Source organism: [Mycobacterium] manitobense, assembly GCF_025821665.1.
GTDB classification, from domain to species: Bacteria; Actinomycetota; Actinomycetes; order Mycobacteriales; family Mycobacteriaceae; genus Mycobacterium; species Mycobacterium arseniciresistens.
On the sequence record NZ_JACKSJ010000016.1, the window covers coordinates 98,668 to 110,454 of the forward strand.

Sequence of the window (11,787 nt, forward strand, 5' to 3'; positions counted from 1 at the left end):
GATCTCCTTTGATGGGCGGGATGGATGTCAGGATTCGGCGGCGAGTTCGCGTGCCGACTGCTTCTCGAGGTCGTGCAGTTTGCCGACGCGGCGCACGGTGTCCTCGTCGTCGTCGAAGCGCGCGGCGAGGAACGCCTCGATCACCTCGGCCGCGGTGGCGCGACCGATCACCCACGCCCCCATGGCGATCGCGTTGGCGTCGTCGTGTTCGACACTCTGGTGCGCGGAGTACACGTCGTGGCCGAGCGCGCACCTGATCCCGGCGATCTTGTTGGCCGCCATCACCGCGCCCGCACCCGTTCCGCAGACCAGCACGGCGCGGTCGGCGTCGCCCCTCCTGACCGCGTCGCACGTCGCGAACGTGACGTCGGGGAAGTCGACCGGTTCCTCGCTCGGTGCGCCGCGGTCGATGACCTCGTGACCGAGGCCTTCGAGCACCTCGCGCACGTGGGCCTTGAGTGGGTAGCCGGCGTGGTCGTTGCCGAGTGCGATTCTCATGGGCGTTCCTTCGTTGCGGCAGTGACGGTTTCGAGTTCGTCGCGGTGCGGGATGGAGTCGATGGCGCCGGGCCGGGTGACCGCGACCGCCGCGGCGCGCACCGCGTACCGGATGGCGCCGGTGAGGTCGTCGGGGTCGACGGCGAGTCCGGCGGCGAGGTACCCGATGAACGTGTCGCCTGCCGCGGTGGAGTCGACCGCGGCGACCGTCGGTGACGGCACGTTCGCCACCCCGTCGCCGCTCCAGACGAAGGCGCCCGCGCTGCCCGCCGTGCACACGACACCGGCGCCCGACGCCGCCACCACCGCGGCCATGTCGTCCTCGATCCCGCCGCGTGCGTCGTCGCCGCGCATCCGCTGGGCGATGTCGGCGAGTTCGTGTTCGTTGACCACCAGCAGGTCGGCCAGGTCGAGGAGGTTCTCGACGGCCGAGGGCACCGGTGCGGCGTTGACCACCACGGTCGCACCGGCATCGCGTGCGGCGCGGGCGGCGTGCGCCACGATCGGCATCGGTGTCTCCAGTTGCAGCAGCAGGTGGTCACCGGCCCCGATTCCAGCCAGTCCGGCCGACACCTCATCCCTCGACAAGGTGCTGTTGGCGCCGGGCGAGACGACGATCGTGTTCTCGCCCGAATCGTCGACGGTGATCAGCGCGCGGCCCGTCGGCGTGCCTGCGACCGTGTGCACGTGGTGGGTGTCGACGGATTCACCCGAGAGGGCCGTCCGGATCAGATCGCCGTCGCCGTCCTGGCCGACGACGCCGACGATCCGGGTGGCGGCGCCCGCCCTGGCCGCGGCGACGGCCTGGTTCGCTCCCTTTCCGCCGGCCCCGACGGTGACGCTGGAGCCGAGGACGGTCTCCCCCGCCGCCGGGATGCGGGTGACCTGCACCCGATGATCGGCGTTGAGGCTGCCGACGACGAACACCCGCCGCTCACCCATGAGAACTCCCTGCGGCCCGTGTGCGGTCGACGAACTTCGTCGGCAGGACGACGGACTCGGGGGTGTCACCGCCGATGACCCGGAGCAGCAGCGTGACCGCGTGCCGGCCGATCGCGCCGGGATCGTGGGCGATCACCGACATCGGCGGGTCGAGGAAGGGGAACCACTCCGTGTCGTCGAACGCGATCAGGTCGATGTCGGCGCCGATGGTCAGGCCGTGGCTGCGGACCGCCGCGAGTGCGCCGACGGCCATCAGGTTGTCGGCGGCGAGCAGCGCGGTCGGCCGGTCCGGGACGGCCAGCAGGCGTTCGGCGGCCTCGGTGCCACTCGCTTCGCGGAAATCGCCGAACGCGATCAGCTCTCCGGCCGCCTCGAGGCCGTGCGCGGGCATGGCTTCGAGGAACGCGTCGTGGCGGTCCCGCCCGGTCGAGATCGACTGCGGGCCGCCGATGAACGCGATCCTGGTGTGGCCGCGGGCGGCGAGGTGCGCGATCGCCTCGTCGAGGCCGGGCCTGCTGTCGGTGGTCACGCTCGGCACGTCGAGGCCCTCGACGGTGCGGTCGGCGAACACGATCGGCATCCCGCTGTCGATCAGGGTGTCGAGGCTGCCCGAACCGCGGCCCTGAGGGGTGATCACCACGCCGTCGACGCGCTGGGTCAGGAACGTCTCGAGATACCGGTCCTGTTGGTCGACGTCCTCGTTCGCGTTGCCCAGCAGCGTGACGTAGTCCGCGTCGAGCGCCGCCTGTTCGGCGGCGTGGGCGACGTCGGCGAAGAACGGGTTGCGCACGTCGGAGACCAGCAGTCCGATCGTGTGCGTGCGGGTCGAGCGCAGTGAGCGTGCCTGCGCGTTGGGCCGGTATCCGAGTGCGGCGGCCGCTTCGGTGACCCGGGAGCGCGCGCCCGGCGACGTCGCGGGATGGCCGGAGAGCACCCGGGACGCCGTGCCGAGCGACACCCCTGCGCGCGCGGCCACGTCGCGGATCGTGACGCCGTTGCTCGCCAACACTCAGCCCCTTCGCCGTGGAAACGGTTCCATGTGAACGTTTCCACGTAAGCTACGTCACACTCCGCGGAGCCGTCAAGGGTGCTGCCGCGACGAGACCGCAGGGCCGCCAGCGCCGTGAGCGTGAGATTGACGTGGCGCCGGGGCGCTCTCGCACTTCTCATGCGTGACGTCGATCTCGCGATACGCCGATCTGCGATCCGATCCCGGCGCGTCGCGCGCTTGCCTGTGGTTACCTCAGACGATGGCCTACCGGATCGACCCCGACGTCCTTGCCCGGGTGGCGAAGCAAGTGACCGGAACACCGCTCGCGGGTGGCGAGTTGATCCGTCGCACAACGGAATTGCTCGCCGCGGAGTATCCGGACCTGATCGACACCGGCGGGGGGCGCTGGGTGGCCAGCAGGGCGGGCGGCGTGCTGGGCAAGGTGCGGTTCCTGTACTTCAGCCCGAACGAGTACATCGTGCTGTTCGGCTCACCCACCGGCACCGTGGGGTTCTCCGGCCGCTACAAGCGGGTGGAGATCCACAAGTTCCTGATCGCCGGCCAGATCGACTCGTTCGACCTGGAGTCCGACGACCTGCTGCCCTCTACGCTGCGCGCCGGTGAGCACACCTGCCTGGAGAAGGGTCGCGTCCGCGGCCTGACCATCCACCCTGGCAGCTGGCACATCGAGTACGGCCGCGGCGCTGTGGTGACGACGCTGCCGTTCGCGATGGTGGACACCCTGCTGGTGTCATTGGAGGTCGAGTCGGTGCGGCGCTCGGCCGTCGAGTTCGGCCGGCTGCTCAGGCGCCGGATGCGCCGCTGACACTCTGTTCGCAGAAACGCAGTTCGTTGCCGAACGGATCGGTCACGTCGACCGTCAGGCCCCACGGCGCGCTCTCCAGTCCCGGCTTGGCGTATCGGTAGTCGCGGCCGGACAGCTCGGCGTGGAACTCCCGGATGCCGTCCATCGGCAGGAAGACCACGCTGCCCGGCGTCCCGTCGCCGTGGTGCTCGGACAGGTGGAGCAGCAGGTCGGAGCGGCTGATCTGGGCGTAGCGCGGGAAGTCCGGCCCGAACCGGTGCTCCCAGTCGGTGCTGAAACCCAGATATCCGAGGTAGAACTCCTCGGCCTTGGCCTGGTCGAACACTCTGAGCACCGGGATGGCGCGGTCGAATCGCATCCGCTCAGGCCGGCGCGAAGACGGCTTTGAACCTGTTCAGCGACTCCTGGATGTCACTCCTGAGCGCGCCGGCGACCACCATGCCGATCGGCCCGAACAGCGCAGGCCCACCGAGGTGCACGTCGAAGGTGACTGTCGAACCGCCGTCGGCGGCGGGCTTCACCTTGCCCATGAGCTTGACCTTCACCCCGCCCTTGCCGTCACCGTTGAGCGTCATCGCCTCCGGCGGCCGGTAGTGGACGATGGTCCAGTTCACCCGGTTGGGCATGCCCTTGACCTCGACGATCGAGTCGATGCGGGTGCCCTTTTCCAGGGTCTCGGGCAGCTTCGACCGCCACACCCGGTGGATGGTCAGCCACTCCTTGTAGCGGGACAGATCCGAGGCGGCCGTCCATGCGTCCGCCGGCGACAGCGGGACATCGACGGAGACAGACAGTTTGGCCATGCGTCAGGGGCGTGGCGGCACCGGCGGCGGCGGGACCGGCGGGTGGCCGGCCGGACCGGGGCCGTGCGGGTTGTTCTTGTTGACGTAGTTGCGGGCAGCGCCCTGGGCCTTGTCGACCTTGTCGGCGTACTTACCCTTGGTCTTCTGATCGAAGAGGTTGGCGGCCTTGTCGATCGCGCCGCTCGCCTTGTCGGGGTTCTTCGACACCCAGTTCTTCACCTTGTCGAAAATAGCCATGCGGCCAGCTTACCGGCCGCGCCACAGCCGGCGTCGCTCGCCGAGCGCCGACCCCTGGATCCACCACAGCACCTCGATGACCAGGGCGCCGACCAGGCCGATGCCCAGCGCCGTCGCCGTGATCGCCGTGTTCGTCGGGTCGAGGATGAACAGCTCCTGCGCCCACGGGATCGAGAAGATCACCACGTAGGCCAGCGCGGAGACCGCCACCAGCGCCACCCGCCACCACTCGTAGGGCCGGGCCACCACCGCCAGCACCCACACCGCCCCCACCAGCAGCGTGATCAGCGCCGCCGTCGAGGCCTGCGTCTGCTCGGTCGGCGTGGCGGCCCTTCCTTGATAGGCGAGCAGGTAGGAGACGAAGGTGCAGGCGCCGACGACCAGCCCCGACGGCAGCGCAGCGGTCATCACGCGGCGGACGAATCCACTGTGGGCGCGTTCACTGTTGGGTGCCAGCGACAGGACGAACGCCGGGATGCCGATGGTGAACCACGCCGCGATGGTCACGTGGATGGGCTGGAACGGGAACAGCAGCGGATCGGTGTCGAACACCTCGGACGACAAACCGGCCAGGCCGACGAGCACCGCCAGCAGCACCGAGTAGACGGTCTTGGTCAGGAACAGGTTCGACACCCGCTCGATGTTGCCGATCACCCGCCTGCCCTCGCCGACCACGTAGGGCAGCGTCGCGAACTTGTTGTCCAGCAACACGATCTGCGCCACCGCCCGCGACGCCGAGCTGCCCGATCCCATCGCCACTCCGATGTCGGCGTCCTTGAGCGCGAGCACGTCGTTGACGCCGTCACCGGTCATCGCGACGGTGTGGCCGCGCGACTGCAACGCGTGCACCATTGCCCGCTTCTGGTCCGGCCGCACCCGGCCGAAGGTGGTGTACTCCTCGAGGGTGTCGGCCAGTCGGTCGGGCTCATCGGGCAGCTGCCGCGCGTCCATCGTCTCGCCGGCCAGTCCGAGCGATCCCGCGACCGCGCCCACCGACACCGCGTTGTCACCGGAAATGACCTTCACCCAGACATGTTGCGAGGCGAAGTAGTCGAGGGTGTCGCGGGCGTCGGGCCGCACCCGCTGCTCGAGCACCACCAGCGCGACGGGCGTCACGGTGCCGGGCGCGGCCGCGTCGTCCACCGGCACATCGCACGAGCCGACCAACAGCACCCGCAGCCCCTGCGCGCCGAGCTGCTCGGCCTGCGCCGCGGCCGGTGACGCCGGGTCCAGCAGCACGTCCGGCGCGCCGATCACCCAGTTGCCGTGGTCGCCGTAGGACGCGCCGCTCCACTTGGTGGCCGACTTGAACGGCGCGGTCGCGGTCGCGGTCCAGCCCGGCGGCATCCGGTAGGCCTCGGCGATGGCGAGCATGCTGGCGTTGGGCCTAGCGTCGTCGGCGGCCAACTGTGCCAGCACTTCTGCGACGTCGGCGGTGGACAGCCGCTGCGTGTCGGCCACCCGCATGCCGTTCTCGGTGAGGGTGCCGGTCTTGTCCGCACACACCACGTCGACACGGGCCAGCCCCTCGATGGCGGGCAGTTCGTTGACCAGACACTGACGGCGGCCGAGCCGGACCACGCCCACCGCGAACGCGATCGACGTCATCAGCACCAGCCCTTCGGGCACCATCGGCACCAGCGCACCGACCATGCGCAGCACCGACTCGCGCCAGTCCGCACCGGTGGTGAACAGCTGGGTGTAGATGATCAGCAGTCCGGCGGGGACCAGCAGATAGGTGATGAACTGCAGGATCTTGTTGATGCCGCTGCGCAGTTCGGACTTCACCAGCGTGAATCTGGTGGCCTCCTCGGCGAGCTTGGCCGCGTACGCTTCCCGGCCCACCCTGGTGGCCCGGTAGGCCCCGCTGCCCGCCACCACGAAGCTGCCCGACATGACGTGGTCACCGGCGTCCTTGGCGATCGGGTCCGCCTCGCCGGTGAGCAGCGATTCGTCCACCTCGAGGTTGGTCTCCTCGATGACGTCCCCGTCGACCACGATCTGATCGCCCGGCCCGAGCTCGATCACGTCGTCGAGCACCACCTGGTTCGGCAGCACCGCGACGGTGCCGGACTGCCTACGCACCAACGGTTTCGCCTGCCCGACGATGGCGAGCCTGTCGAGCGTCTGCTTGGCCCGCAGCTCCTGGATGATGCCGATCGCGCTGTTGGCGATGATCAGCAGGCCGAACGCGCCGTTGATCACCGAGCCGGTGGACAGCACGATGACGAGGAGCACCCCGAGGATCGCGTTGATGCGGGTGAAGACGTTGGCCCGGACGATCTCCCGCGTGGTCCGTGCCGCCCGGGTGGGTACGTCGTTGGTCTTGCCGTCGGCGACGCGCTGGGCCACCTCGGCGTCGGACAACCCGGTCGCCACCAGGGCTGCGCTCATCGGCGGCAGTATCTCTTCGCGCGAGCGCTCATCGGGAGAACACTCCGTTGCCCACTTCGTCGTAGTAGTCCAGCGTCAGCTTGTCACCGTCGAAGGTTGCCGCGGAAACCGTCCCGGGGGGCGAATTCTCACTCACCCAGGAATAGCTGAAGACGTTGCCGTCCCATGGCGTGAGCTCCACGTCGAGCTTGGTGCCCATCTTCAGCCGGAGCTTGCCCGACTGCTCGATGACCGTCACCGGGCCCCAGTACTGGTTGCTGTAGACGCCGGCGTAGGACGACGGCGGCCCGGGCGGCTTCGCGCCGGCCGGGCGCTCCTTGCCGACCAGCTCGCCGACCGGCTTCTCCATCTGCTGGAAGATGGTGTTGTACAGCCTGTACCAGTCCTCGCGAACCTCCCCGAACTGGACGAGGTCGGCGAATTCCGCGGTCAGCGCCTCGGGAACACCGGCAGGAGTGGCGTTCGTCAGCGCGATGATGCCGACGTCGGCCGACGGCAGGAACAGGAAGTTGGTGCCCGCACCGGATTCGAAGGCCCCCGAGTGGCTGAGCTCGGTGCGGGCGCCCGAGGTGGTGCCGACGTTGAAGCCGTACCCGTAGAAGCCGGTCCGCATCGCCGGTTCACTGGCCGGGCTGGACACCACCTGCGGGGTGAGGGCGGGCAGCAGCGCCTTCGGGTCGATCAACTCTGTGCCGTTGTGCTTCCCGTCGGCCAGCACCATCGCCAGCCAGCGCGCCATGTCATTCACCGATGAGCTGGCGCCACCGGCGGGCGCCTCCGGGTCGGCGTCGCGGACGTACAGCGGCTCGTAGCGGCCGTCGATGTGGATATGGCCCGCGGCGCGGTTGGGCCGGGCCTCGTAGTCGGCGAAGCGGTAGCTGGTCGAGCCCATCCCGAGCGGGTCGAAGATCGCCTCGTCGGCGAGATCCTCCCACTTCCTGCTCGCGGCGGCCGCGACCGCCTCGGCGCCCGCGGTGTAGCCGAAGTTGGTGTAGGCGTACGAGATCCGGAACGGATCGAGCGGGAGCTGCCGCAGCTTGTCGAGGATGTACTCCCGGGAGTAGCCGAGGTCCTCGAGCTGGTCGCCGGCGTGATCGGGCAGGCCTGAGCGGTGCGACATCATGTCACCGACGGTGACCATCCGGGTGACCGCGGGATCGGACAGCGCGAACCCCGGCAGTTTCTCGACGATCGGGGTGTCCCAGCCGACCGCCCCCTTGCCCACCTGGCGGGCGACCACGGTCGCGGCGATCGGCTTGGACAGCGACGCCAGCTGGAAGGTCGTGTCGGGGTTAACCTTATTGCCGTCGCCGTCACCGGCGTTCACGTCCTTGACCCCGAAACCTTTTGCGTACACCGTCTTTCCGCCGTGCACCACCGCGACGGCCATACCGGGGATGCCAGAGGCGTTCATCACCTTCTCGACCAGGCCGTCGAGCTCGGCGACCGCGTCGTCCACCGCGTTCTCGGGCAGCGGCATCGCGGGCACCAGGGGCGGCGGGACGTCGGACTCCGCCGCCGGGGACGACGCAGGCTCAGCCGGTTCGGAGTCGCAGCCCACCGTCGATACCAGCAGCAGACCGACGACGGCGGCGCTGATCAGTGCCCTCATGGTCAGCACCGTAACGGTCCGGCACCCGGTTGGGCGGCCAAAGCGCCCGTCGTTACAACTGCCACCACGGCGCGGACGGCCGGATGGTCTCGCGGTCGACGCGTTCGCCCGGCTTCGGCACCACGACCGGGACGCCGGCGGGATCGGCGGCGCGCAGCAGGCGTTCGACCGGTTCGGCCCACGGGTGGGGCGCGAGCCGGAACGTCGCCCAGTGGATCGGCACCAGCAGCCCGGCGCCGGCCTCGGCGACGTCGAGGTGTGCGCGCACCGCCTCTTCGGGGTTCATGTGGATGTCGGGCCACGCCGGGTGGTACGCACCGACGGGCAGCAGTGTCACGTCGAACGGCCCGTGCTCGGCGCCGATGTCGGCGAAGCTCCTGCTGTAGCCGGTGTCGCCGCCGAAGAAGGCCCTGTGCTTCGGTCCGACGATCGCCCACGAGGCCCACAGCGTCGTGTTGCGGGCGAACAGCCGTCCGGAGAAGTGCCGGGCCGGGGTGCACACCACCGTCAGGTCGCCGATCCGGTGGCTCTCGTTCCAATCGAGTTCGACGATGCGCTCTTCGGGGATACCCCACTTCCTCAGGTGCGCGCCGACGCCGAGCGGCACGCAGAACGGCGCCCACTGGGTGCGGGCCAACCCGAGGATGGTGTCGATGTCGAGGTGGTCGTAGTGGTCGTGGCTGATCAGCACGGCGTCCACGGCGGGCAGCGCCTCGAGCTCCACCGGCACGTCGTGCAGCCGGTGCGGCCCGACCTGCCGCGACGGCGAACACCGGGAACTCCAGATCGGGTCGGTGAGCACCCGGTAGCCGTCGACCTCGACCAACGCCGACGAGTGGCCGTACCAGTGCACCGCCAGGTCGGCGGCCGCGCGGTCGGTGGCCGCCGGGGCGGCCAGCGGGATCGGACCGCCGGGCCCGGAATCACGGCCGGTCACCAGCTCGCGCACCAGCAGCCGCTGCTGCTCCGCGTCCAGGCTCATCTGCGACGTGGGGTCGAGATTGACGAAGACGCCGTCGCGGTAGTGCGGCGAGCGGCGCGCGACGGCGGCGATCTCGGCGGGCGTGGCGCCCAGTGCGGCGGGGGTGCCGTGCAGCGCCCGCAACACCCAGCTGCCGCCGAGCAGCGAGGCGGTCCCGAAACCGAAGCGCAGCGCGGCCCGCAGCATGTCAGGCGCCCAGGAAGTTCGGCGGCCGCTTCTCGATCCGCGCCACCTGCGCCTCGATGATGTCCTTGCTCCCCCACGCCCGGTCGAACAGCTCCTGGTGCACGGGCAACGGGTCCGCGTAGGCGCCGTCGTCGTTGAGCACCCGCTTGGCGTGCTGCAGTGCCAGCGGCGCGAACCCGGCGATCTCCTGGGCCCACGCCTGCGCATCGGCGAGCGTGCCGATCCGGTTGGCCATGCCGGTCTGCAGTGCGACACCGGATGTGAGCCGCTCGGCGGCCATCAGCATCCCGCGCGCCCGGCCGGCCCCGACCAGCGACGTCAGCCGCCGGATGCTCCAGTTGTCGAGCGCGATGCCGTACTTCGCGACGGGGAACTGGAAGTAGGCCTCCGGCGCGACGACCCGCAGATCGCAGATCATCGACAGGATGACCCCGGCCCCGATCGCGGGGCCGTTGATCGCGCCGATGACGGGCACCGGCGCCGCATCGATGGCCAAATTCAGCGCCCTGGCCCGGTCGGGCAGGTCCTCGGCGACACCCGACGGGTCCGACAGGTCCGCACCGGAGCTGAACACGTGGCCCTGGCCCGTCAGCACGATGGCGCGGACGTCCTCGGTGGCGGCCTTCTCGATCGCTTCGCGCAGGCTGTCGACGAGTTCGCTGTTCAGCGCGTTGCGCCGCTCGGCGCGCTGCATCTCCAGGGTCAGCACGTGCCCGTCGCGGTTCACTCCAATCATGGCGCCAACCTATATGAAGCCGGGCGGAGGATCCGGCCAGAGTGTTCGCCAGGTCCGCGCGGTGGTGATGGAATCGCACGGTGACGTGGACCAGGTGGCGGGTGCCGGTGGCCGTCCTGCTCGCCTCGGTGCTCGCGGCGTGCACGGCGTTCGAGGATCGCCAGGACGAGATCGACTCGATCACGGCCGCGATGCGCAGCGTGCCCGGCGTCGCCCGCGCCGAGCCGACGTACGTCAACAGCACATCGCTGGGCGCGACGTTCACGCTCGCGGTCGAGGTGCGGCACGCCATCTCGGCGGAGAGCCTGGAGCAGGCCGGCGGCCGGTTCGTCGTCGAGGTGGACGACCACGGATTCCCCGAGTACATCGTGTCGCTGAAGGTCCAGACCGCGTCGGTCGACCGGGCCGAGGGCTCGTCGGGCGCCTCCTTCCGGCTCACCGACAACCGACTCGGGCGCAACCCGGTGAGCGCCGACGACGTGGCCGGCGACCTGCGACTGTGGGCGGAGGCGATGCAGTTCCCGGGCGTGGTGTCGGTCCAGCTCAGCAGGCCGGCCGAATCGGCGAGCGAACCCGGGGTCAACGATCGCCGGCTCGACATCCGGGTCGCCGACCGCGAGGCCGGTGAGCGGCTGGCGGCGCGGTTCCCGGAGACATCGCGGCACTGGCGCGTCGAGGCCCGTCCCGCTGGCTAGCCTTTCTCCATGAGCCGGATCGGTGCGCTGCAGATCCGCGACGCCGTGCTCGACCCCGGCTCGTTCCGGAGCTGGGACGGCCCGCCGCTGCCCGTGGCCACCAGCGACACCTACCGCGAAGAACTCGCCGATGCCGCTGCCGCCACCGGGCTGGACGAGTCGGTGCTGACCGGCGAGGGAACCGTCTACGGGCGACGGGTCGCCGTGGTGGCGTGCGAGTTCGACTTCCTCGCCGGATCCATCGGGGTGGCCGCCGCCGAGCGCATCGCCGCGGCCGTCGCGCGCGCGACCGCCGAGCGGCTGCCGCTGGTGGCTTCCCCCAGCTCCGGCGGCACCCGCATGCAGGAGGGGACGGTCGCGTTCCTGCAGATGGTCAAGATCGCCGCGGCCGTCGAGCTGCACAAGCGCGCCCACCTGCCCTACCTGGTGTATCTGCGGCACCCCACGACGGGCGGGGTGTTCGCATCCTGGGGTTCGCAAGGGCACGTCACCGCCGCCGAACCCGACGCCCTGATCGGCTTCCTCGGGCCGCGGGTGTACCGCCACCTCTACGGCGAGGAGTTCCCCGAAGGCGTGCAGACCGCGGAGAACCTGCACCGGCACGGGGTGATCGACGGCGTGGTGCCGCTGGACTTCCTGCGCTCGACGCTCGACCGCACCCTCACCGTCATCGCCGACCGGCCGGAGCCTGCGCCGCCCGCTGCACCCGCCGAGGCTGCGCGCACCGACGTGCCGGCATGGGAGTCGGTCACCGCGTCGCGGCGGCCGGACCGTCCGGGCGTGGCCTACCTGCTCCGTCACGGCACCACCGAACGCGTGCTGCTGTCGGGCACCGGACGGCACTCCACGACACTGCTCGCGCTGGCCCGCTTCGGCGGCCAGCCCG

Annotated in this window: 13 protein-coding genes; 3 read left to right on the forward strand and 10 right to left on the reverse strand. The window is 70.3% G+C overall.

What is annotated here, in order from left to right; genetic code table 11:
• Window positions 1-27: 27 nt before the first annotated feature.
• From H7I41_RS01640 to H7I41_RS01650, 3 genes are read right to left on the reverse strand one after another with little or no spacing between them, the layout of a single operon-like run.
• Entirely contained in the window at window positions 28-498 is a 471-nt protein-coding gene (locus tag H7I41_RS01640) for an RpiB/LacA/LacB family sugar-phosphate isomerase (RefSeq protein ID WP_264010803.1), read from the reverse strand.
• Window positions 495-1,439 carry a ribokinase gene (locus H7I41_RS01645; protein WP_264010804.1) on the reverse strand — a complete coding sequence of 315 codons (945 nt, stop codon included), beginning with the start codon at window positions 1,437-1,439 and terminating at the stop codon, window positions 495-497. The genes H7I41_RS01640 and H7I41_RS01645 overlap by 4 nt, the downstream gene beginning before the upstream one ends.
• A complete protein-coding gene (locus tag H7I41_RS01650) occupies window positions 1,432-2,415 on the reverse strand; it encodes a LacI family DNA-binding transcriptional regulator (RefSeq protein ID WP_264010805.1) in 984 nt (327 codons plus the stop codon). Before H7I41_RS01650 ends, H7I41_RS01645 begins: the two co-directional genes overlap by 8 nt.
• Before the next feature lie 274 nt (window positions 2,416-2,689).
• Between H7I41_RS01650 and H7I41_RS01655 the strand changes: the two genes are divergently transcribed.
• Window positions 2,690-3,256, forward strand: a complete 567-nt coding sequence (locus H7I41_RS01655; protein ID WP_264010806.1) for an ERG2 family protein — start codon at window positions 2,690-2,692, stop codon at window positions 3,254-3,256.
• On the opposite strand, the gene H7I41_RS01660 is transcribed toward H7I41_RS01655, so the two are convergent.
• Genes H7I41_RS01660 through H7I41_RS01690 form a run of 7 tightly spaced genes read right to left on the reverse strand, consistent with a single transcriptional unit; the run spans window position 3,234 to window position 10,206 of the window.
• Window positions 3,234-3,614, reverse strand: coding sequence for a glyoxalase superfamily protein (locus H7I41_RS01660; protein ID WP_264010807.1), 381 nt, complete (start codon window positions 3,612-3,614; stop codon window positions 3,234-3,236). The two genes, H7I41_RS01655 and H7I41_RS01660, sit on opposite strands and share 23 nt — an antisense overlap.
• A gap of 4 nt (window positions 3,615-3,618) precedes the next feature.
• Window positions 3,619-4,059: a type II toxin-antitoxin system Rv0910 family toxin gene (locus tag H7I41_RS01665; RefSeq protein ID WP_264010808.1), complete on the reverse strand. Its 441-nt coding sequence runs from the start codon at window positions 4,057-4,059 to the stop codon at window positions 3,619-3,621.
• A gap of 3 nt (window positions 4,060-4,062) precedes the next feature.
• Window positions 4,063-4,296 (reverse strand): antitoxin, encoded by a 234-nt coding sequence (locus tag H7I41_RS01670; protein ID WP_264010809.1) that lies wholly within the window; start codon window positions 4,294-4,296, stop codon window positions 4,063-4,065.
• Window positions 4,297-4,305: 9 nt separating this feature from the next.
• Window positions 4,306-6,690, reverse strand: a complete 2,385-nt coding sequence (locus H7I41_RS01675) for a cation-translocating P-type ATPase (RefSeq protein WP_264010810.1) — start codon at window positions 6,688-6,690, stop codon at window positions 4,306-4,308.
• Between the two features lie 28 nt (window positions 6,691-6,718).
• On the reverse strand, window positions 6,719-8,302 hold the full coding sequence (locus H7I41_RS01680; RefSeq protein ID WP_264010811.1) for a serine hydrolase domain-containing protein: 1,584 nt from the start codon (window positions 8,300-8,302) through the stop codon (window positions 6,719-6,721).
• A 52-nt stretch (window positions 8,303-8,354) separates the two neighbouring features.
• A complete protein-coding gene (locus H7I41_RS01685; protein ID WP_264010812.1) occupies window positions 8,355-9,470 on the reverse strand; it encodes an MBL fold metallo-hydrolase in 1,116 nt (371 codons plus the stop codon).
• A 1-nt stretch (window position 9,471) separates the two neighbouring features.
• A complete protein-coding gene (locus H7I41_RS01690; protein WP_264010813.1) occupies window positions 9,472-10,206 on the reverse strand; it encodes an enoyl-CoA hydratase in 735 nt (244 codons plus the stop codon).
• A gap of 80 nt (window positions 10,207-10,286) precedes the next feature.
• On the opposite strand from H7I41_RS01690, the gene H7I41_RS01695 reads away from it, so the two are divergent.
• A complete protein-coding gene (locus tag H7I41_RS01695) occupies window positions 10,287-10,901 on the forward strand; it encodes a hypothetical protein (RefSeq protein ID WP_264010814.1) in 615 nt (204 codons plus the stop codon).
• A gap of 9 nt (window positions 10,902-10,910) precedes the next feature.
• A partial coding sequence (locus H7I41_RS01700) for a carboxyl transferase domain-containing protein (protein WP_264010815.1) occupies window positions 10,911-11,787 on the forward strand: 877 nt, incomplete at its 3' end.